General features: G+C 42.5%; 22 protein-coding genes, 1 tRNA gene and 1 riboswitch. Of the genes, 12 read left to right on the plus strand and 11 right to left on the minus strand.

Features of this window, described 5'->3' with window-relative positions; translation table 11 throughout:
- Positions 1-194 precede the first annotated feature (194 nt).
- The 7 genes from B3763_RS04470 to rfbC form a co-directional block, all read right to left on the minus strand.
- The gene (locus B3763_RS04470; RefSeq protein WP_286744139.1) at positions 195-938 is read right to left on the minus strand and encodes a shikimate dehydrogenase family protein; all 744 of its coding nucleotides are present in this window, start codon (positions 936-938) and stop codon (positions 195-197) included.
- Between the two features lies 1 nt (position 939).
- Entirely contained in the window at positions 940-1,878 is a 939-nt protein-coding gene (locus B3763_RS04475; RefSeq protein WP_286744141.1) for a DUF368 domain-containing protein, read from the minus strand.
- Between the two features lie 3 nt (positions 1,879-1,881).
- The gene (locus B3763_RS04480) at positions 1,882-2,649 is read right to left on the minus strand and encodes a phosphosulfolactate synthase (RefSeq protein WP_189628556.1); all 768 of its coding nucleotides are present in this window, start codon (positions 2,647-2,649) and stop codon (positions 1,882-1,884) included.
- Positions 2,650-4,053 carry a tetratricopeptide repeat protein gene (locus B3763_RS04485; RefSeq protein WP_189628555.1) on the minus strand — a complete coding sequence of 468 codons (1,404 nt, stop codon included), beginning with the start codon at positions 4,051-4,053 and terminating at the stop codon, positions 2,650-2,652.
- 104 nt (positions 4,054-4,157) lie between these two features.
- Complete coding sequence (locus B3763_RS04490; RefSeq protein ID WP_286744144.1) at positions 4,158-5,144, minus strand: NAD-dependent epimerase/dehydratase family protein; 987 nt, start codon at positions 5,142-5,144, stop codon at positions 4,158-4,160.
- Between the two features lies 1 nt (position 5,145).
- Entirely contained in the window at positions 5,146-5,883 is a 738-nt protein-coding gene (locus B3763_RS04495) for a tyrosine-protein phosphatase (RefSeq protein WP_286744145.1), read from the minus strand.
- Positions 5,880-6,425 (minus strand): dTDP-4-dehydrorhamnose 3,5-epimerase, encoded by a 546-nt coding sequence (rfbC, locus tag B3763_RS04500; protein WP_189628552.1) that lies wholly within the window; start codon positions 6,423-6,425, stop codon positions 5,880-5,882. Before rfbC ends, B3763_RS04495 begins: the two co-directional genes overlap by 4 nt.
- Before the next feature lie 154 nt (positions 6,426-6,579).
- On the opposite strand from rfbC, the gene hflX reads away from it, so the two are divergent.
- Entirely contained in the window at positions 6,580-7,776 is a 1,197-nt protein-coding gene (gene hflX / locus B3763_RS04505) for a GTPase HflX (RefSeq protein ID WP_286744147.1), read from the plus strand.
- A 69-nt stretch (positions 7,777-7,845) separates the two neighbouring features.
- Positions 7,846-7,917: transfer RNA gene (locus tag B3763_RS04510), tRNA-Arg, on the plus strand.
- 64 nt (positions 7,918-7,981) lie between these two features.
- On the opposite strand, the gene B3763_RS04515 is transcribed toward B3763_RS04510, so the two are convergent.
- Entirely contained in the window at positions 7,982-8,878 is an 897-nt protein-coding gene (locus B3763_RS04515) for a nucleotidyl transferase AbiEii/AbiGii toxin family protein (RefSeq protein WP_189628550.1), read from the minus strand.
- Positions 8,862-9,638, minus strand: a complete 777-nt coding sequence (locus B3763_RS04520; RefSeq protein ID WP_286744152.1) for a type IV toxin-antitoxin system AbiEi family antitoxin — start codon at positions 9,636-9,638, stop codon at positions 8,862-8,864. Before B3763_RS04520 ends, B3763_RS04515 begins: the two co-directional genes overlap by 17 nt.
- A gap of 252 nt (positions 9,639-9,890) precedes the next feature.
- Between B3763_RS04520 and B3763_RS04525 the strand changes: the two genes are divergently transcribed.
- On the plus strand, positions 9,891-11,372 hold the full coding sequence (locus B3763_RS04525) for a hypothetical protein (protein ID WP_286744154.1): 1,482 nt from the start codon (positions 9,891-9,893) through the stop codon (positions 11,370-11,372).
- A 291-nt stretch (positions 11,373-11,663) separates the two neighbouring features.
- Positions 11,664-11,945: a hypothetical protein gene (locus tag B3763_RS04530; RefSeq protein WP_189628548.1), complete on the plus strand. Its 282-nt coding sequence runs from the start codon at positions 11,664-11,666 to the stop codon at positions 11,943-11,945.
- 6 nt (positions 11,946-11,951) lie between these two features.
- On the opposite strand, the gene B3763_RS04535 is transcribed toward B3763_RS04530, so the two are convergent.
- Positions 11,952-12,599 carry an FKBP-type peptidyl-prolyl cis-trans isomerase gene (locus tag B3763_RS04535; protein ID WP_286744156.1) on the minus strand — a complete coding sequence of 216 codons (648 nt, stop codon included), beginning with the start codon at positions 12,597-12,599 and terminating at the stop codon, positions 11,952-11,954.
- A gap of 26 nt (positions 12,600-12,625) precedes the next feature.
- Positions 12,626-12,824, plus strand: a riboswitch (cobalamin riboswitch).
- Between the two features lie 28 nt (positions 12,825-12,852).
- Between B3763_RS04535 and B3763_RS04540 the strand changes: the two genes are divergently transcribed.
- The 8 genes from B3763_RS04540 to B3763_RS04575 all read left to right on the plus strand — a co-directional run bounded on the left by B3763_RS04540 (position 12,853) and on the right by B3763_RS04575 (position 21,664).
- A complete protein-coding gene (locus B3763_RS04540) occupies positions 12,853-14,052 on the plus strand; it encodes an ABC transporter substrate-binding protein (RefSeq protein WP_286744159.1) in 1,200 nt (399 codons plus the stop codon).
- A 17-nt stretch (positions 14,053-14,069) separates the two neighbouring features.
- On the plus strand, positions 14,070-15,122 hold the full coding sequence (locus B3763_RS04545; protein ID WP_229838489.1) for a FecCD family ABC transporter permease: 1,053 nt from the start codon (positions 14,070-14,072) through the stop codon (positions 15,120-15,122).
- Complete coding sequence (locus tag B3763_RS04550; protein WP_286744163.1) at positions 15,122-16,132, plus strand: ABC transporter ATP-binding protein; 1,011 nt, start codon at positions 15,122-15,124, stop codon at positions 16,130-16,132. Before B3763_RS04545 ends, B3763_RS04550 begins: the two co-directional genes overlap by 1 nt.
- Entirely contained in the window at positions 16,119-17,990 is a 1,872-nt protein-coding gene (locus B3763_RS04555) for a TonB-dependent receptor plug domain-containing protein (protein ID WP_286744166.1), read from the plus strand. The genes B3763_RS04550 and B3763_RS04555 overlap by 14 nt, the downstream gene beginning before the upstream one ends.
- The gene (locus tag B3763_RS04560; RefSeq protein ID WP_229838488.1) at positions 17,991-18,659 is read left to right on the plus strand and encodes a diphthine--ammonia ligase; all 669 of its coding nucleotides are present in this window, start codon (positions 17,991-17,993) and stop codon (positions 18,657-18,659) included. It begins immediately after the preceding gene.
- Between the two features lie 12 nt (positions 18,660-18,671).
- On the plus strand, positions 18,672-19,376 hold the full coding sequence (locus B3763_RS04565; RefSeq protein ID WP_286744169.1) for a diphthine--ammonia ligase: 705 nt from the start codon (positions 18,672-18,674) through the stop codon (positions 19,374-19,376).
- A gap of 124 nt (positions 19,377-19,500) precedes the next feature.
- Positions 19,501-20,271: a DUF547 domain-containing protein gene (locus B3763_RS04570; protein ID WP_189628542.1), complete on the plus strand. Its 771-nt coding sequence runs from the start codon at positions 19,501-19,503 to the stop codon at positions 20,269-20,271.
- Positions 20,272-20,377: 106 nt separating this feature from the next.
- On the plus strand, positions 20,378-21,664 hold the full coding sequence (locus B3763_RS04575; RefSeq protein WP_189628541.1) for a serine hydrolase domain-containing protein: 1,287 nt from the start codon (positions 20,378-20,380) through the stop codon (positions 21,662-21,664).
- Positions 21,665-21,725: 61 nt separating this feature from the next.
- Here the strand turns inward: B3763_RS04575 and B3763_RS04580 are convergent, their stop codons facing one another.
- Entirely contained in the window at positions 21,726-22,145 is a 420-nt protein-coding gene (locus B3763_RS04580) for a hypothetical protein (RefSeq protein WP_286744174.1), read from the minus strand.
- Positions 22,146-22,220: the final 75 nt, after the last annotated feature.

The following is a 22,220-nucleotide window of genomic DNA, read 5'->3' on the forward strand; positions in this document are numbered from 1 at the left end:
CTGTTAAAAGACGCTGTGAGGACATAGCTTGTGGCTAATAGCCTGAATTGTTGATAGTTCTCTTCCTCAATAATATTCTCGAAAAAATAGTTCAATGCCAATTGTTCATACTTTGTCTCTTGGCATGTCGAATTTTTTTCAATCAGAAATCCAAATAGAGTAAGAAGTAGGGCTCTCTTCATGGCAGAAGATACTTAGGAATTCCAAACCTCCCAAGCCGCTTCTGCCTGTCCGTGGAGCATTTCCAGTCCGTTTTTTACCCAGCATTTGGCATCAATTCCTTTTTGCATAAAAGCAGTTTTTAGCGGATTATAAACCAGATCATAAAGAAAGTGTTCTTTGGTAAGTTGTTCGTATGGTAGTGGTGGTAATGTGTCCGTATTGGGGGCCATGCCCAGCGGGGTGGTGTTAATAATGAGCTTCGTAGTATGGAGTATGGAGTATTGAGTATTGAGAAGGTCATAGCTCAATTGGCCTTCCTTAGGATTTCGGGACACAAACTGGTGTTCGATGCCCAGGTTTTCTAAAGCAGCTTTTACTGCTTTAGATGCTCCGCCTGTTCCCAGAATCAATGCTCTTTCAGGCATTGGGTTAGGGCCTACAAATTTGACAAGTGACTCTTTAAAGCCGCTATAGTCGGTGTTATAACCTATCAGTTTTTTCCCTTGAATTTTAATGCAATTGACAGCGCCTATTCGCTCGGCTTTTGGGTCTATTTCGTCCAAATATGCAATTACCTGCTCTTTATAAGGAATGGTAACATTTAAGCCGGAAAGCCCTTTCTCCGATTTGATAAGTTCCGGCAACTCTTCAATTGACTCTATGGGGTAGAGCTCATACTCAAGGTTTTGCAGGCCTTCTTTCTCAAACTTTTCACTGAAATACTTTTTGGAGAAAGAATGACCTAGTGGATAGCCAATCAGTCCAAAACGTTTCATATCAATTACCGGGTTTTAAATATGCTGCTACTCTGTCTATAGCCAAAACAAGCAGAAAACCACCTGCTGCGAAGCCAAGAGCTTCAACAAAGTGAGGCTCCATACCGGTTTGGGCCAGATAGTCGTTAGGCATTACGTTTATTTCATAGAGCGGTTTAATCTCACCGTGCCTGTCTACATAAGTTTCTACGGCTTTTTTCCATGGCCAGACTTTATAGAGAGAACCAATCATAAAGCCTGATAGTACGCCTACCGTAATGTTGTGAAACTTATTAAAAAGCCAGCTTACCAGGCGTGCAAAGCTTAGGAGTCCAACAATGCAACCTAAGGCAAAGATGATAATGTCTACCACCTTAAATTCCTTTATGGCCGTGAGCACGTATTCATATTTGCCAAATAGCAAGAGAATAAATGATCCGGAAATTCCCGGTAAAATCATGGCGCATATAGCCACCGCACCGGCTATGAATAAAAACCACTTTCCTTCAGGGGTTTCAGCCGGGGTAGAAGATGTGATTAGATAGGCAATACCAATACCAATAACGATGGCAATGGCCACTCCAAAACTCCACTGTTTTATTTCTCTCAGAATAATGAGGGCTGAAATAACAATGAGTCCGAAGAAGAAAGACCATACCTGTATGGGACTGTCGCTAAGCAAATGCGTAATAACCTTGGCTAAGGTGATTACGCTGGTGAAGATACCAACTAACAGGGTGAGCAAAAAAGAGCCGTTTATGTATTTCCAAAGCCCTTTAATGTCCATCCGTCTAAGGTAGCCAAGCGCGGTTGCATCCACTCTTTTAATACTAGTGAGCAATTGCTCATAAATTCCTGTGATGAAAGCTATGGTGCCTCCGGAAACTCCCGGAACCACATCTGCTCCCCCCATGGCTAGTCCTTTGAGGTAGAGGGTAATGTAATTTATGAGCTTGCTCATGGGTTAAACTTTGCGATCGAGAAAATGATCGAACGTGTCGCCCCGTAGTCCCAAACGCAGGGTTTCTAAAGGGATAACTTCCTCAGGAGCAATATTACCGAGGTTTACGTTGGCTCCCATTAGTTTAATGAAATATACCTGTTGGGCTTTCTGAGGTGCTTCCCAAATAATTTTTTCGAAAGGAATTTTGGTAAGGATTTCCTGTACTAGGCCGGATCTTACTTCGCCTGTAGATCTAAAGAGGCCTACATTGCCACTTTCTCTGGCTTCGCCAATTACCTTCCATGCTCCTGCATCCAGCTCTTTTTGCATCAGTTCTATCCACTTGTAAGGAGGGATAATTTTTTCAGCATCCTTGGAGCCTACTTCGGAGAGAACGGTTACTTGTTCTGCCAGTTTGGTTATGTATTCGCATTTTACATCATGGTCCAGCTCAATGGAGCCATCAGAAACTTCGGCAAAGGGCATATTGTATTTGTCGAGCACTTTTCGGTAATCATCAAATTGATTCCTCACAATGAATGCTTCGAACAGAGTTCCTCCAAAATAGAAGGGTATACCTGCTTCTCTATATACGTTGAGTTTAGCGTCTAAATTAGGTGTCACATAAGAGGTGGCCCAGCCCAACTTCACAATATCTACATAGTCACCGCAAACGCTGATGAAATCCTCGGCCTGTCTCACGCTAAGGCCTTTGTCCATAGCCATAGTGAAACCTTTCTCCCGTGGTTTTTGTGCCCTTTCAGGCACGTCTGTTAAAAAGTAATGCATTTAATTCTTACTTCTGTATTGATCGATAATCTTGAATAACGCTTTTTGCGTTTCCAGTTTAGGAAAAAATTCGAAGAGCACTTCGTGTTTTTCGAAGTCCAAAATTAAGGCATTTTCTAGATAAGTAAAGGCTTCGCGGTAATGACCTGCCGTGATTTGATAAACCACCATGCGGTATAATAGCTCAGCATCGTCAGGAACCTCCTCCAAGGCTCTATCAATGAGTGAGATAGCTTTTTTCATTTCGCCCTGCTCGTAATGAATAAATGACCAGTCGAGCCAAATTTCATTATTTACAGGCTCCAGTATGGCCGCTTCCTGATAGGCCTCTATGGCCGAAACTACGTTGCCAATGTTATACTCGGCAGTGGCCACGGCCATCCAGTAGTTAGCATTTTCTGGATCTAACTTTAGGGCCTTGTTTAAAAAGTGTATGGCCTCGAAGTATTTTTCTTGTGCCGAAAGGCAACAGCCTATGCCATACCAGGCATCTTCATAAAACTGATCGATTTTAGAAGCTTTACGGTAATATTTAATTCCGTATTCGTATTGCTCCATTTTTTCGTAGGCTGCCCCAATGCAACAGTAAACCTCAGAAGATGGCCCCTCGTTGCTGAGGGTGTTTTTATAAGCTTCCAGTGCGTCTTGGTAACGCTCCAGATTCATATATGAATTACCCAGATTGAACCAGGCAGAAGCGAAGGTGTCGTCAATTACCAGGGCAAAATCGTAGGCCTTTACGGCCTCTTCAAACTTTTCTAGCTTATTATATACAATGCCCAGATTATACCAGGCATAAGCCGAATAGGGGTCTCTGTCGATAAACTCTTTATAGTAGGCTACGCTATCTTCCAGCTTACCTGTAACGTCCAGACAGTATGCCAATTCGTAGAGTGCCGATTCGTGGTTGATGTCTGTCTCTATGGCTTGTTTATAAAAATCAATGGCGACTTCGTATTTGCCATTGGTTTGATAGGTGAGCCCTATGTTGTAGTAAACTTCTGCTTTATCTTCTGCTCCATCGAGAGTAGAAAGCAGAATTTCAACGGCCTTCTCAAACTCACCCAAAATAGAGTAAATGTTGCCTTTTACGGTCAGCAATTCCGGGTCGTTGGGATGAAGGTTTTCGGCTTCTTCAATTACCTTAAGGGCCTCGTCATATTTTTCTTTGCCCACAAGGCATTGAGAAATTAAGATGCTAATCTCTAAACTGAAGGGGTATTGTTGAAGGGCCATTCGTCCGGCCTTTAGCCCTTTTCCAAACTGTAGTCGTTCCAGGTAATAATGAATGATGGTCTCATATTCTTCGATGTCGAAGAAATGAAAACCTTTGTTTTTGAGAAGCTCCTCAAACTTGCTAATCAACCCACGTTCCTCTTCTCTACTCGGATAGTCTTCCTGCATTACGTCAATTGGTTTACTTAAACTACGAATTACGGCACATTTAATCCATACAGAACGATTAAAATTTTCCCGAATTCATTGGGATAACCGTTCAACTATTTGATTTACAGTTGATAGCGATTTTTGAGTTCGGCAATGGTCCAGTCTACCGATTCTTCGAAAGATCTAAATTCTACGCCCAGTGTCTTTTTTATTTTTTGATTACTGAAATGGAATCTGCTTCTGCTCAAAATGGCCGTGTCTTTAGTAATCATTGCTTCTTTTCCGGTTATTCTTGAGCGTACAAACTCAAGAGCTACGGCCACGCGCAGCATCCAGGGTTTCACTTCTTTAGCCGGAGGTTTCTTTCCGAAGCTTCTGGCAATGGTGCCAAAAAACTCTTTGTAGGGTAATGACCCGGCATTGAGAATGAACCGTTCTCCGTGAATGTCAGACTCCAAAAGTTTAACGGCTATTTCGGCTACATCGCGTACATCAACAAAATTGGCATGTCCGGCCGGATGGAAGGCCTTTTCGTTGTAGGCATAATGAAAAACCGAAGTGCTGCCTCCCTGCCCCCAAAGACCGGGTCCTAAAACTACTGAGGGGTTAATTATCTTGACCTCGAGCCCTTCCTGGGCTCCTCTCCAAACTTCCAGCTCTTGGAGGTGCTTGGAACGGGCATAAATGGAATCATATTTGGTGCCTTCCCAACGGTCCTTTTCTGTAATCTCACGTTGATTGGGCTTTCGGCCAATGGCGGCTACAGAGCTCACGTGTAAAAATCTTTTTACATTTAATTTGAGACAAGTGTTGACTAAATCTGCAGTACCCAAAACGTTGGTTTCGTACATTTTGCTTTCAAACCGCTTGTCGAAAGATATAATGGCGGCTCCGTGAATAACAGCATCTATACCGGTAAGAGCGCTTTCCAGAAATACGGTGTCATTCATATCGCCAATTACCCATTCAATTTGCCCCGCAATATCTTCTAGCAGAGTCATTTGACTTGTTGCACGCTTTACGGCTCTGATTTGGTGCCCCTTTTGCAATAACTCACGGCATATAAAGCTTCCTAACAAACCGGTAGCTCCCGTTATAAATACTTTCATTCTATAGCTGGTGATTTAATAAGTCTAACTCGAGCAGCTTTTTCCAATACTTGGTAGTGCTAGCTGTTTTTAGTAGTTCTATGTGTCCTATTTGATGACAATCGGTTCCGACCATTCGTATAGCCTTCATATCAATAAGTCGTTCGGCTAGTTTCTGAACAGGTTTAGAATAACAGCCGGTTAAAGAAATGGCGTTCAACTGAAAAATGATATCCCGATCTAAAAGTTCCTCAATAAGCTGTGGTTTTTCTAGCAAATAGAGGTAGCGCTCCGGATGAGCAAATACCATTCTATACCCTTTCATGGTTAAATGAAAGCTTGCTTCTTTAAGCTCAGGGGGCTCATTTATAAAACCGGTTTCAACCAGTATATAGTTTTTACCAAAAGTAAGCAGCTCTTCATCGGCCGAAAGCTTTTGCATAAAATGCTCGTCCAGATAATACTCAGAAGCCGCCTGAAGTTCAATAGAGATATTTGCCTGCTCAAGAGCTTCTTGCATGGTTTTAAGGCCTGAGCGTATATTTTTTGGGGTATTGTCGTAAGTGCCCCACATAGTGTGCGGGGTGGTAATCACCTTTTTATATCCCAGAGCTTCCATAGTACGCAAAATTTCAAGGCCTTCTTCAATGCTTTGAATACCATCATCTATGCCCGGAATGAGGTGCGAGTGCACATCGGTAGTAATACCGCCCAGGTTGGGAGCAGACTTCTTATTGCGCAAAAATGAAAAAAGGCTCAAAATGCAGGACTTTGCTTATAGGCCGCAAAGTTAGGTAAAACTTGATCCTTTTCTGAAACTATAGGGTTGCTGATTCCCCAGTCAATTCCCAGGGATGTGTCATTCCAGAGAATGCCTCCTTCAGACTCCTTGTGGTAATAGTTGGAGCATTTGTAAAAGAAGACAGAGTCTTCTAGCGCAACAAAACCGTGGGCAAACCCTGCAGGAATTAAGAACATATTGTGACGTTCGGCCTCAAGTAAAACCGTGTGATGCTTTCCATAAGTAGGCGAGTCTTTGCGAATGTCCAGAGCAATGTCTAACACCTTACCATGAATAACTCTAACCAACTTGGCCTGAGCATGTGGTGGCTTCTGAAAATGGAGTCCCCGAAGGGTGCCTTTTACGGAAAATGACTCATTGTCCTGAACAAAATCTTCCCGAATACCCAGCTCCTGATAAAGTTCTCTTCGGTACGATTCAAAAAAATAACCCCTTTTGTCGCCAAAAATATTAGGTTCTAGTTCGTATAAGCCATCAAAGCCGGTTTCTATAATCTTCATAACGGAATTATCAACTCAAATATGTTCAATATGTGCTTAGAGAGAAATAAAGTTAGGTGCAAATTTTATAGTTAAACCTTTGTTTCGACCACTGACTGATTTTAAAGGTCTGTTTCACAAATGATTCGATTAATGGTAACTTGCGGCATTATTTATGGGAGGATTCGAAACAAGACCGCAAGAAAACGATAAAGCTGTGCTGGTAGCTCTGGTGAACAGGGACCAGCCGGAAGAAACCGTTATAGAATATTTGGATGAACTGGCTTTTTTGGCCGAAACGCTAGGATTGAATGTGGTGAAGTCTTTTACTCAAAAGATGGACAAACCGGATATTCGTTCGTTTGTCGGGAAAGGCAAGCTAGAAGAAATCAAAACCTACGTGATTGCTGAAGAAGTACAGGTAGTGATTTTTGATGATGATCTTACCCCATCGCAATTGCGGAACCTGGAGAAAGACCTGAAGGTGAAAATCTACGACCGAAGCTTACTCATACTGGATATCTTTCTGGAAAGGGCTCAAACGGCTCAGGCCAAAACGCAAGTGGAGTTAGCTCGTTCTACCTACCTTTTACCCCGCCTTACCCGTATGTGGACTCACCTTGAAAGGCAGCGTGGAGGTACGGGAACAAGAGGAGGAGCCGGTGAAAAAGAAATTGAGACTGACAGGCGAATGATTCGAAATCAGATAGCAGTTCTCAAAAAGAAACTGGAGAAAATAGAAAAGCAAAACGAGGTGCAGCGCAAGTCCAGAGGCACCATTGTACGAGTGGCTTTAGTAGGCTATACCAATGTGGGGAAGTCTACCCTAATGAGGCTAATGACCAAAGCCGATGTATTGGCCGAGAATAAGCTCTTTGCTACGGTTGACTCTACAGTGAGAAAGGTGGTTATTGATCAGATTCCTTTCCTTTTGTCCGACACCGTTGGGTTTATAAGAAAGCTACCAACACACCTTATAGAGTCTTTTAAGTCTACCTTGGCTGAGGTAATGGAGTCCGATATTCTATTGCACGTAGTAGATGTTTCGCACCCCGGCTTCGAAGATCAGATGGCTACGGTTAACCAAACGCTGGTAGATATTGGTGCGGCAGATAAACCCACCATTTTGGTTTTCAATAAAATAGATCAGTTCAAAACTATTGATGAGGAGATGAGGGAAGAAATGGATAACCCTCCGCTTACACTAGACGAATTGAAGCGCACCTATATAGCTAAAGGGGAAGATGCTTCTGTATTTATTTCTGCAGTTAACAAAACGAATATAGAGGAGTTTAGAGAGGTGCTAATGGAAAAGGTGAAGAAGCGACACTTTACCATTTTTCCTAACTACCTTAAAGACGCGCGGTACTAAGGAAACTCTGAATTTCTTGCTTGTTGTCTTGGAATTTGATGGTCTATTGCAGAAAATTGAAGTCCTTTTGGCCCTGTAGTTCAATGGATAGAATAGAAGTTTCCTAAACTTTAGATCTAGGTTCGATTCCTAGCAGGGCTACTTTTTCTTAAACGATCTTCATAAAGAGGGTTTCCTAAAAGTTAAATAAAAAGCGCATGAACTCTTACGGCCATAGAGAGAGTAAGGCGTTGTGTTGTTCTTGATGCTTCTTAGGAATATCTTCCTTAAGCCTTATTAGATTCTGCAATTTCCACTGAACAGAAGGAAATTGCTCAAAGTTATAAATGCTCCAGTCTGGCTCTCCTTTGCTGAAACCTAGTAGGAATTGTTTGTCCCGGTCATCCAGAATTTGTTGAATTGCGCCAATAAGCTTTTGCCTGGTACTTTCATACTGATTATAGGGGAATAGCTCGGCAGTCATGCCCTCAAATTGGTTGGCCATTGCCGCCCGTTGATCGAGCAGGTTAGGGTTAAGAAGTTCATGGATTGGTCTTTTACTACTAAGAATGGTCAGAATTAAACCAGGTTTGATTTCCTCGGTCAGTCCCTCATTCTCCAGAAGTAGTTTGATATCAAATATATCTCTTGGATGCTGCCTATCTAGAGCTGCACAAATCTTGCCTCCATAAAGCTGGCTAAATGGAACTACTGGTACTTCGCAAAATGCATCAAACTCCTCCTGGGCTCTATCACATAGAATCCGTTTTTCAGGAGTATTGAGAACACCCCTGTTGATGGAGTTTACTTCAATTTTGATTTGTGCACCTTGATTAGATATCTGAAGTTTTGAATCGGCACTTTGATGTATTATAAAAGCTTTAGGAATAGCCTTTTCTACATTGCCCTTTATCCTAATTAGTGCGGTTGAAATATTCTCCAGAGAAGTTTGTCTATCCTCAATAGGAATATAGGTTAAGTCTATGTCAACTGATAATCTGGGCATCTCCCGGACAAAGAGATTGATGGCTGTTCCACCATGAAGGGCGAAGCAGTCTTCTTTGGCTACCTCCGGAAGAACCTGAAGTAAAAGATCGACTTGTCTTTTATATTGATCCCTCATTTTCTAGTGCTTGTGGTACGGTGATTTGATACTTGGGTACGTAGACCCCATGCCTTACCAGGCTTCTTTTACCCTTTCCCAGATCTATTTTGTCAAGCTGAAGATGATTGAACCAACTATGTCCCGATTTTTCAGCTAAATAGAGGAACAAACGTTTAACCTTTACAGACGAGCAGCTTTCCAGCAGTTCCTGCACCTGTTTAGGCCTCAGATTATTCAATGACTCCATGAGTTGGTAGCATTCTACCAGATCTTGCTTTTCCGGACTAAGGTATAGACACTCCAAAATTGCCCTCGCAGGGCTCGAGATTTTTATAGTAAACTCTTTTACTTGAAACTCGATGAGTCCATGTTTACTGTCCAAAAATTCAGTAGAGAAGTATTTAACTTGGCTTTCCCAGTCATATTTGCGAAACCAGGTAGGTATATTTTCTCCCTTGGTACCGAACAGATAAACCTTTTGACTGGAAAGCTCTAAGTAATGTGCTTTACCTTGCATGGCCAGGGCTGTTTTCCCCCCAAAATGTGTAGAAAGGCCTAATTGAGTTTGAAGTGAATAAAGAGCACCAGATATATCTACATGATCTCCGGTACGTATCATTGCTCCTGATCCTATAGATTCTAACCATTGACTTGCTCTGTATCTTCTTTGTAGGTCGAAACTATATCCCCTATCCACAAGCCATGAGGCAAGAAGTACAGTGCCTCTAGGTTGTATTTTAAGAAGTTGGTTTATTTTAGATGCATTGCTAGTACTCACAGTACGAATATATAGTTTATTTTAAACCATTGCTAAATGGTAGTTTATAAAACTATATATAAAAGTACTTACAGTACGATTATTTACACTAAAATAAACTCGTCTGTTTATTAGTGCTGTGGCTGATGTAGTTTAATTATCTTGAATTGTTGACTATATTGATTGACAAGTTGATCATAGCCATTCGAGGGATTAACTGTTGAAAATTCCTTTTGAGCTAGATTTTCTTTTTTATAAAATCAATATAACAGCATGCGTAGAAGGATATTAAATGTCTATTTCATTTTGACATTATTTCCAATAACCATTTCAGCCCAAAATAGAGTAGAAGAAAATAGGAATGGAAAGGATCCATTGGAGCTTTATTTTAATAGAATCAAATCGGACCAAATATTAGATACATCCTATGTTGTTAATCAAGATTCTTTTTTAATCAAGAGTACTAAATCTAGTGTTGATGTATACACTAGTTTTTTGGTAAAGTACAATTATGGTGATTTAAAATCCCTTATGGATGTTACATATGCCTCTGATACAATAACGATTTCTCTTGATCAATTGAGTATTAGAATGTACGATCTAACATATGATGGAGCATTATTTTATTTGGACACACATCAAACCCAAAGTGGTAGTCTCAGAATAGAAGACTGCACTTTTACTGGTCTATTTATAATTGTCGACTCCAAGATTGAGCACGACATATTATTCGAAGGGGCTCAATTAAATGGCGAACTTTTTTTAGTTGGGGGGGGAAGTGAAATTGAATCATTGAGAATTTTAAACACGGTATTTGAAATGAGACCAAATATGGGTAGTAATCTTTTCCATGAGTATCCCAATAGAGCTTTTTCACTAATTCCTGAAGTTGATATAACTTACAATCCATTCGAAGAGGATTATAAATATCCCCATTATAAAGGGTTAGTCTCATTTGAGGGTTCAACATTTAAAAAGGGACTTGATTTTGGAGGGGCAACATTACCCGAGAGATTAATTTTAAAAGACGTCAGGTCCAATGAATCGATTAACCTAACTAATACTAAACGTTCACTTGGATCGCTTAGGAAGGATGAATTTTGTAAAATAAATCTTATTGGAACTGACCTTTCAAAGCTTGAGTTCTCATATGAGAATTTCCAATTGGATATCCCAGAAGTGATTGGGAACGTATTTACATTTGACATTTGGAATAAGGAATATGAAAGATTGCTGCAGCATTTTAAGGAGCTTGGTCAGCTAACGAGTTATGAGAAAATTGATAAAGAGTACCGCGAATTTATATTTACCAAGGATCCAAGGTCCGGTTGGGGGTCTTACATACTAAATATTCTTAATCAGTACTGGAATGATTATGGGTACAACAAGTCATTAATATGGTGGTGGACGGCAATATTCTTTATTTTTTTCTGGGGGTACAATTGGCTTCGTTTACCTCACCTATACTTTAAAGCGTATAAACCTCGGTCTTTGCACGCTATAATAGATGAAAGAAGTAATACTGGGCAGTATCACCTCTATAAAGGGGTCGAAAAGAAGTTCAATTTGAGAGGGTTGGATATTTCTCTTTACTATACTACTATTATATTTTTTGGCATTAAACTGGATGCAAATAGCTTTGAGTTTAATAATCTGCGTGGAGTTCTCTACGTGGGTTTCCAGTATACAATTGGATTGATCTGCTTGGGCTATCTTGCAAATTTTGTAATAACCGCTGGAGTAATTGGTGGGTGATTCTTTGGGTATTCCCTATTCCCAACTTTATCTGGTCGCTACAACAATACCAACAATCCGGTATTGATCATCTTACTGAATTACAGGAGTTTAGAGTCATTAATTCCATACAACCCAAGACTCCTATAGGTTTAGTGAGTGTCGCGTGTTAGTGTGTAACCCCGAAAGTTTTTTCGGGGTTTGTTTTGAACCTCTATTTGAGTAGCGAATAACAGCTAAGCCTTTCTTAAAATATTTGACCATGCTTTTATTACTTTGCCTCTCTATTTCAATCTATCGAAAACGAATTACATGTTCGAAAGCAAAGAATACCCTGCCTCTCTTGATGAAAGCCAGTTTGAGCTATGGCTGGAACAGGGTCGTGAAAGCAAACTGAGTTATGAGTACATGCTTATTGTTTGGGACGATCTGGAGGCAACCTATCATCCGGAATATGTAGAGTCAAGAGACCTTATCAACAAGCATCCTTTTTGGGGGCAAGACTACGGCAGTTCGGTAACTATTGCGGTGTATGACCTCTACTCCGAAGCGCGAATTAGTATTTCTGATTGGCAAACCTCACAAGGCTTTTAGTTTCTGCTATTCGGCCTTCATTACAATAACCTGAAAGACAAGGGTGGAGTAAGCGGGTATGTTTTTGGTGCCTTCAGAACCATAGGCTAACCGATGGGGTATTTTTATAAAACCATTGTCGCCTTCGTTAAAGTGCTTCAGGCCAATCACAAACCCGTCAATCATGTTGTGTTTTTCCAGGTTAACCGGAATGGGCGTATTAGAATATAGCGAGCTTTCAATTTCACTTCCATCTTCTAAATAGATTGCGTAATGCACTATATAATTGGTAAGGTCGCTACTGGTTTTTGGCGAGTTGTTTCCTTTTATTTTGTAGAAGGAAACACCTTCTGGGAGTTCAATCCAGTTCATTTTGGCAAACTGCTCAACCCTCATTTTTGCCATTAGTTCTTCAGGTTTTTCATCTTTAGTCAGCTCCCCATTTTCATTCCATTCGCGCAGTCTTACGAGCACTCCATTTTCGTTGTACTTTTCTTGTTTCTTTTTTTGGCCATTCTCATACCAATAGGTATGTGTGCCTATTTTTTTACCATCGGCCATCCGACCCTGGTATTTTTTTTCTCCACTGGGGTAGTGCTCCACGGTTTTTTGGGCCAATGCCGGGCTAAGGGCAAGAAAAATCAGCAGTAGGGTAAGGGGGGTAACTAATCGCATTTCCAAATCTAAAATATATTTCTCTACCTTTGCATTACCGCAAGGGTTTCATGCTGAAGGTTTCGGTATGAATTAAAAGGGAATCAGGTGAGAGTCCTGAACAGTCCCAGCTGCTGTAATCCCATTTTTAGGTTTTGTTGAAAACGCCACTTTCTCGATATATCGGGATGGGAAGGCCGACAAAACAGGGAAAGTCAGAAGACCTGCCATTGTGAATGTTCACTAAAACGCTTTCTGAGGAAAAGCCTATAGTATGAAAAAACTGATCTCTATTCTGAACCACCGCAGGGCGGTATATACTTTGCCGTGGTTTGCCGTTTTTCTGTTATGCTTAAGCTGCGGTTCGGGCGATTCGAACTCTAAAGCTTCTGGCCCATTCGATCCGAACAAAGATTATTTCCCTGAGAAAGTAGCCATAGACTATGCCATTGGCTTTGATGTACAATACCATGGCCATTGGAAAGAGCTTAAGCTTTTTAGGCACTACAATGATTTTGTCGATACAATAGTCTATGCCCTAGTGCAGAGAGGCACCCCGGCACCAGCCGGCTTTGCGGCTAATCGTACCCTTGAGGTTCCGGTGCAGCAATTGGGGTCACTTTCAACAACCCATCTGGCTATGTTTGAAGTGCTAGATGCTTTGGACCACCTAAAAGGAGTAGAAACTGCGCAGTATGTTTCAAGTAATACGATTCAACAGCTTGTTAGCAAAGGAGAGGCCATAGAGCTAGCCCCTTCCGGCATGCTCAATACAGAAATTGTGCTTGCATCCGGTATTCAGGCATTGTTGGGAGTGGGTTATCCTAACTCTCAGAACGATAACTACCAGGTGTTAGAAAGTGCGGACATACCCGTGTTGCTCAATGCGGATTGGCAGGAAAAAGACCTTTTGGGTAGGGCAGAATGGTTAAAGCTGGTGGCTGTGTTATTGAACAAGGAGAAAGAGGCCAATGCCTATTTTGAAGAAATAGTAAAGGAGTACCAGAGAGTCTTAAATCTGGTTGAGAATGAAGTAGAAAAATCTCCCCTTACCATTACCGGAATTGCCAACGGAGATGCCTGGTATGTAGCCGGAGGAAATAGCTTCACCTACAGAATGTTGCAAACCGCCAAGGTAGCCTATCCGTGGAGCAACAATGAGTCTACGGGAAGTATCAAGCTCGATTTTGAAACGGTATATGCCTATGGTCTCAAAGCCGACTACTGGATGGTGCCCAGCAATGCCAAAACACTCGGAGAGGTGCTTCAAAGAGATAGTCGCTATGCAGACTTCAAAGCATTTAAAACCGGCAAGGTATACAATGTATATGGCAAATATACAGAAGGTGGAGGCAACGACTATTATGAGTCAGGCATTGTTCAGCCACACGTCATACTCAAGGATATCGTAAAGATTTTTCATCCGCAGCTGCTACCCAACCACGAGTTGGTCTATTACGCACCACTTCGTTAGTCAATTTTTCCAATCCTATGATGTATTCCAAACCCCTTGTTAGCCTTAAGGCTTTCTTACTGCTTCTGGCAGCAGTGATAAGTCTTTTTTTGCTCAATCTTGCTCTGGGTTCAGTGTCTATACCCGTAACTGAGGTGGCGAGAATTCTTTTGGGGTTTGAGGTAGACAATGAAGCCTGGCAAAATATTATCCTCAAAATCAGGTTACCACGAACAATCACCGCAGTGTTGGTGGGAGCAGCGCTTTCGGTTGGTGGGCTTCAAATGCAGACACTGTTTAGAAATCCGCTGGCAGGACCATCGGTATTAGGAATAACAGCAGGAGCCAGCCTTGGAGTAGCGGCTATAATGTTGGCGGCCGGCAGTGCTACTACCGCTTTTGCCATTCGTTCCCTGGGTATCGGAGGAAGCTGGCTGGTTGTTCTGGCGGCATCCATAGGGGCTTTTCTGGTATTACTCATCATTTTGGCCATCTCCTATAGAATTCGTGACAATGTTGTCATGCTCATTGTCGGTATCATGGTGGCCAACATTACCATAGCGGTAGTAAGCATATGGCAGTACTTCTCCGATCCGGAACAAATACAGGAATATATACTCTGGACTTTCGGTAGTCTTGGAGGAGTTACTAACCACCAGCTTGGTGTTCTGAGCCTTATTGTGGCTTTGGGTATTGTGGCCACTTTTCTTCTTTCCAAAACACTCAATGTGCTGCTTTTGGGAGAAGACTATGCACAAAGTATGGGGCTGAATGTGCGCATCTCCAGAATGCTCATTATTGCGGTAACCAGTGTTTTGGCAGGAGCTATAACCGGTTTTTGCGGACCAATTGGTTTTGTAGGAATAGCGGTTCCCCATTTAACCAGAAGCTTCTTAAACACATCGGACCACCGTGTTCTGGTGCCATGTTGTGTATTGGTTGGTGCTATTCTTATGCTGCTTTGCGACATTATTTCTCAGGTGCCGGGTAGTTCTACGGTGCTACCGGTCAATGCAATCACCGCTATGATTGGTTCTCCAATAGTCATCTGGATCATTGTGAAAAGAAGAAACCTAAAGTCGAGTTTTTAATGAAAGAACAGATACTAAGTACTCGGCAGTTGTGCGTAGGCTATACTTCCAAGGCAAAAACAAGCAAGGTTCTGGAAAACCTGAATCTAACGCTCGGCCGAGGAGAGCTTACCTGCCTTTTGGGTCCCAATGGTAGTGGCAAATCTACGCTCATAAGAACCATTGCCAACATTCAAAAACCGCTGGAAGGAGAAACCTGGCTCAACGGAGCAAGGCTTTTAGAGGTGTCGGCCAAACAGTTGGCCAGGCAACTGGCGCTGGTACTTACCGATAGGGTTAGCCCTGGTAACCTCACTTCCTATGCACTGGTTGCCCTTGGGCGCTTTCCATATACCAGTTGGATGGGCAACCTTACCGAAGGCGACAAAAAAATAATTCGATGGGCTTTAGAGGTGACCGGAACACTACCTTTTGCTGATAGGCACATTGGCGAATTGAGTGATGGTGAAAGACAAAAAGTGATGATAGCCAGAGCATTGGCTCAGCAAACCGACCTGATTATTCTGGACGAACCCACCGCTCATTTGGACTCTCCTAACCGAATAGAAATTTTTCATTTACTCAAATCGCTGGCCAGAGAGGCCAATAAAGCAATTCTTCTTTCTACACACGACATCGAATCGGCCATTGGTTATGCCGACAGACTATGGCTTGTTCATAGCCACTCGGTAGAAGAAGGTACTCCCGAAGACCTGGTGTTGAAAGGGAAGCTGGAAAAGGCCTTTGCCCGCGAAGGGTTGGTTTTTAATCATGAATTGGCACGTTTTGAAAAGCCTTTGGTCTTACCGGGTCTGGAAATAGAGGTAGAAGGTGCTCAACCCGGTGTTACCTGGACAAAGAGAGCCTTACAAAGAGCAGGTCATCAGATTGCAGAAGGCGAAGCCCAAATAGTGATTAGAGTAAACAAGCACAAAGAGACATGGACATGGACTCTTGATGCAAAATCATTTAAAACTGTTGAAGAACTACTTAAACAACTAGATAATCTATATGGAAATGAAATGGACTAAAATTCTCGGATTGGGCGCTCTACTGGCAGTTTCCGGCCACACCATGGTTGCTCAGGAAAACAAGGCCAAGGACCTCGGTGAGGTTGTGGTAACCGGCAATCGTTTTGAGACACCAATCGAAAAATCCGGAAAAGTAATTTATAAAATTACTGCCAAAGATATTGAGCACATGGCCGGCCGCACCGTAGCCGATCTCATTAATGCACTTCCGGGGATCAACGTGAATGGTGTTTTTGGAACTCCCGGTAGCAACCTGGAATATAGCATAAGAGGAGGCCGCAATCGTCATACACTAGTGCTCATCGATGGGTTGCCCATTAATGATGCCTCTTCAATTGCCAATGACTACGATCTCAGATTACTCAATGCCAGCGCCATTGAATACATAGAAGTACTCAAGGGAGGAGCCAGTACGCTTTATGGTACCAATGCTGCTGCGGGTGTGATTAATATTAAACTAAAAGAGGCCAATGGTGACGCACCAAAAGCTACGCTTTCTCACGATGTAGGTTCTTTCCGTACAGCAAACTCCAACCTTACGGTTCAGGGCAAAGAGGGGAACCTTAGTTATTTGGCCGCAGGGGGAATTTCAACTAGCGAAGGTATAAGTGCTGCGGAGGATAATGACCCCAATGTGGAGTTTGGGAATGACGGATTTTTCAGGTATTCTGGCCGCACCAGATTAGGCTATCAGTTCAATGAATCCTTTAAGCTAGAGGCCAATCTGGCCTATGAAAACCTGGAAGCGGAGTATGACAACGGAGCGTTTTCTGATGGAGACAATCGTTTCGATATTAGACAGGTGAGTTTTGGGGTTCATCCGGAATACAAGTACGATGGCGGTACCATAAGTCTCAAAGCAAACTTCAACCGAATCAGAAGAGAGTTTATTTCGGCCTTTCCTTCAGTAGCAAAAGGAAAAAACCTACAAATGGACTTAAACAACCAGTATGTAATTGCAGGTAAAATAAAAACCATTGCCGGAGTGCAGTATCAGTCTTACGAATTCGAGAATGGTGATGAACAGCCCGGCCAGTCAAATATAGACCCTTACGTTAACGCTTCAGCCGACCTCACTGAACGGCTTACTCTCAATGCCGGTCTTCGCTTAAACAACAACAGCGAATATGGAAGCAACCTTGTGTACATGATTAATCCTGTTTATACCTTCAATCTGGATCAGGAAAACAAGTTAAAGCTCTTTGGTTCTTACTCAACAGCTTTTGTAGCTCCCAGCCTGTTTCAATTGTTTGCCAACTTTTACGGAAACCCAAATCTTGAAGCCGAATCTACCGAATCGTTAGAGTTTGGTATCTCTCTCTATTTGTCAGATAAATTCACACTCAATGCGGAGTACTTCAACAGAACGGAAGAGAACGCTATCGATTTTGTTTCTCGCTTCGACAATCAGGGTAACTACATTGGCGGTGGTTATGAAAATGTGACGGGAGAGCGTAAAATTGATGGTTTTGAAGCAGATATTACCTGGCAAGTAATTGAGCCATTACAAGTTTCAGCTCACTATGCCGACTACAATTTTGGAGACCCCTCGCAGTTTTACAGAATACCCAGTCAGAAGTACGGACTCAGTGCTACCTACCGTTTCCAGCAAGGAACCAGAGTTGGTGTAGTTTACAATCGTTTTGGCGAACGTCAGGCGGCTATTTTCTCCGATCCTTTTTTAGTAGAACTAGAGGCATTCAATATGTTGGACCTCAACATTTCTCATGAATTGTTTGGTGGAGATGTTCTCCTATCGGGAGCAGTATACAACCTTCTGGACGAAGATTTTGTGGGTACCTACGGGTTCACTACCCGTCCGGTTAATTTTTCGTTGGGAGTAACCGCTCGGTTTTAAGTGAGCCGATTGTCGTCCAACCCTAGCTGGCCTTTCCTCTGCTCATGGAGTGGAGGAAAGGACAGCTACCTTGCCTACTGCAAAGCGCTCACCTCAGGGGGCTGCCCCAAAGTATTGCTCAATGTACTCAACGAATCAGGAAAACGCTCGCGATCTCATGGTATTCCCAGAGAGCTATTGCAAATGCAGGCCATGAACATAGGGCTACCTATAACTTTTATTGAGACAGAATGGACAAACTATGAGAGCAGGTTTGTGGCCAGGCTTCAAGCCGTGAAATCCGAATATGATCTTACCCATGCCGTATATGGCGATATAGATATAGAGGAGCATAGAAGCTGGGAAGAAAAAGTTTCTAAAGCGGCCGGGCTTCAGGCCTATTTACCATTGTGGAAAAAGGGCAGAAGAGATTTAGTACTGCAAATGCTCGAACTGAATATGCAATGCCTTATAGTCTCGTGCCAGGAACAATGGGCCGATGCTATTTTGGGTAAAACCATAGACCATAAGCTGCTGAATAAATTTGGGCAGTTGGGTATTGATGCCTGCGGGGAGAATGGAGAATATCACACCTTTGTAGTGAATGGCCCCTTGCACAACAGTAAAATGGAGCTGACCATAGGGGGTGTTGAATACCATAATGGATACGCCTTTTTAGAGATAAGCTGAACAACCCGAGACATGGAGCAGATAAAAGCCTTTTTTAATTGGAGTGGAGGAAAAGACAGTGCCCTGGCACTCTACCGTGCCTTGCAAGACCCTCAACTAAACATAAGTGCTTTATTAACTACAGTCAATGCTCAAACCAGGCGTATTTCTATGCATGGAGTAAGAGATGAACTATTGAAAACTCAGGCCCAAGCCATAGGACTACCCCTTCGCATGGTAGAATTATCGGCACAAGCCACTATGCATGAATATGACTCCCTCATGCAACAGCAACTCAAGGCTTTTAAAGCCGAGGGAATAAGTACTTCTGTTTTTGGAGACATTTTTTTAGAAGATTTAAAGACCTATCGAGAAAACAAATTGCAAGAGGAGGGCATGAAGGCTCATTTCCCTCTATGGCAACATCATACCCCTACACTAGTCCGTGAGTTTCTGAGTCTGGGTTTTCGTACAATCGTGGTAGCTGTAGACGGGCGCAAACTTGATGCTTCTTTTGTTGGCAGAGAGCTCAATGAATCCTTTCTGAATGATTTGCCCGCCAACGTAGATCCATGCGGAGAAAATGGAGAGTTTCACACCTTTGTATTTGAAGGCCCACTTTTTAAAGAACCCATTGCCTTCGAGAAGAAGGAGGTAGTGGCCAAAACGTACGACATAAACCGACAAACAGGCGAAAAAGCTACATATTACTTTCAAGAGCTGGTTCCTGTCTTGTAGTATGCAGTCAGGCAACCGTTTTTCATTGTAGCATAGAGGTCAATAAGCCGACACTTTACTGGTCGCATTTAAGTCTGTCGCAACCACTTACTGCGTATATCAGTTATCCTTTCAAATGAGAGTTATGAGAAACAAGAATATACTCCTTCTATTGGTGATAATACTGTTAATGGCCTGCACCGGTAAGCAGAATAGTTTTGCCAGCGCCAACGAACAAAAGCCCAATCACTCCCTGTGGACCGACTTACTTCAAAAACACGTGAATAAAGAAGGTTTTGTAAACTATAAGGGCATGTTGAAAGACAAAGATAAACTCAACGCCTATACCCGGGAACTAAGCAACAATCCTCCATCTGCCAGCTGGACCGACAAAGAAAAACTGGCCTATTGGATCAACGCCTATAATGCCTTCACGGTGAAGTTAATTGTAGACAACTACCCCATTGAAAGCATCAAAGATTTGAACCCAACCTTAGCCATACCTACCGTAAACACAGTGTGGACAAAAAAGTGGTTTCAAATTGGGGGTGAAGACTTTAGCCTGGACAGAATAGAACACAAAATATTGAGAAAAGACTTTGAAGAGCCAAGAATACACTTTGCAGTGAACTGTGCTTCCTTTTCCTGCCCTCCCTTAAGAAACGAAGCTTTTGTGGCCGAAAAAATAGACCGGCAACTCGATGAACAAGCTCGCCAGTTCATCAACGATTCGGTGCGAAACAAAATCGCTAAAGACAAAGTTACTATCTCACAAATTTTCAACTGGTTTAAAGGAGATTTTACCAAAGGCCAAAGCCTGATAGAGTTTTTGAACCGATACGCCAAGACCAAAATAAATGCCGATGCCGATGTAAATCATATGGATTATAACTGGACGCTAAATGAAATTAAATAGTTGAAAGTAGAGTGATATATTGTTTAAGAAAGACCGTAAGACCTGCGGTCTTTTTTCATGCTTTTATTTCTTATAATTGTAGCTTTCGAAAAGGTCGAAACGAACTATGCATAACAAAAAATGGCTGATTTCAGCACTCTTTTTACTAGTTGCGGTTTTCCTGTTCACCGCAATAAAAAGAAAGCCCAATACCCCGTATAAGCCTGAATCAATCACTGAAGCACCTGCCCGGGTGCCTCTCACTAATAAGCACTCCAGCCTTCCTGCTCTCGCTCCAATGGACTCTATGGTAAACCGGGTTATGAGAAACCTGCGTATTGAAGGAGCCACGGTAGCACTGGTTAAAGACGAGCGACTGGTATATGCCAAAGGTTTTGGATATGCCGATAAAGAAAATAAAGTAAAAGTTGAGCCCTATCACCGGTTTAGAATAGGTTCTGTTTCCAAACTTATTACAGCCATTGCAGTGCTCAAATTGGTAGATGAAGGCAAACTCTCCTTAGATGACTATGTGTTTGGCGAAAAAGGAATTCTAAAGGGGAAACCTTACGATAAGATACAGAACCGGAACGTATATCAAATTAAAGTAAAGCACCTGCTCAATCATACCGGGGGCTGGAGCCTCATCACCTACGGAGACCCTATGTTTATTCCCCATAAAATCCACAAGATGGATAAGGTGAGCTACCCCATAGAGTTCGATGATGTGGTAAGGTTTGTACTCACAAGACATTTGCCTTACAGGCCCGGCACACGCTTCGACTATTCCAATTTTGGTTATTGTCTTTTGGGCAGGGTTATAGAGGAAGTAACAGGCGATGACTATGAAGAATGGGTAATTGACCATATTTTGGAGCCCAACGGTATTAAAAACATGGCCATTGCCGGCAACTTTGAGAAAGACCGTAAGAAAAACGAGGTAAAGTATTACGACTACAGTGTAGACAACCAACAACTGTCATTTACCGGCTCCGGTAAAATGGTGTATAAGCCCTATGGTGCCGATGATATTGAGATGCTTGGGCCTGCGGGTGGCTGGTTGGCCAACTCGGTAGACTTAATGAGGGTGCTGGTGTTGGTAGACGGTTATTCAAGAAGATACAAAGACATTCTTAGCAAAGATCTGATTAACAAGATGGTCAATGGAGTAGGAGGCATAAACCAGCCACTTGGCTGGAGAAGCACTAGAGGAGAGCACTGGTGGAGAACCGGAACACTTTCCGGAACCTCGGCCCTGCTTACCCGCGATGAAAAAGGATACTCATGGGTAATTGTGGCCAATACTACTCCACGAAGAGGGAGTTTTCCGGGTACCAGCCGATGGGCCATTCGGGAAGGAATAAAGCTAGTGAAAAGCTGGCCCTCTCACGATTTGTTCGAGGTATCAGAATAGGAAAAGCCAGTCTTTGCAGACTGGCTTCAACCAAAATTAACCCTAACTAAAACGGTGTTTTTTATTCCGCCAGGCGGTAGTATTTTTTGCTGCCAAAACTGGCTAAGTAGTCAGCTTTGTTTACCAAGCCTCTCAAAGAAGAATCTGTTGTAGGATTGCCAGAGGCAAGAAGTTCACCATTGCTATCGAAAACCTTCACCCCTTCAGTAGATTCTAAGGCAAGTTCTTCCAACACAATTTCTTCCAGACTCATCTCTTCTGCCTCATTGAAAGAAGCCTCAATTTCTAGCAAGGTGCTGCTTTCCAGTGCAGACATTCTAAGGTCTGCTTTACCGGGCTTATCAGCACTTGCCTGAAACAGAGTGACCATGGCTAAAGCCATTGCAATTAGTGAGCTGATGTTCTTGATTGTTCTTCTTGAGTTATTTTGAGTATTGACCTTTGAGCTATTCATGACCGTACTGTTAATGTTGTTTTTCATTTTTTGACCTATGCCACTATTTAGTCAAGCGCTGTGCCAATACTTGCAAGTCACTGAAAATCAACAATTAATAAA

The organism is Roseivirga sp. UBA1976 (genome assembly GCF_002336325.1).
Lineage (GTDB): Bacteria > Bacteroidota > Bacteroidia > Cytophagales > Cyclobacteriaceae > Roseivirga > Roseivirga thermotolerans.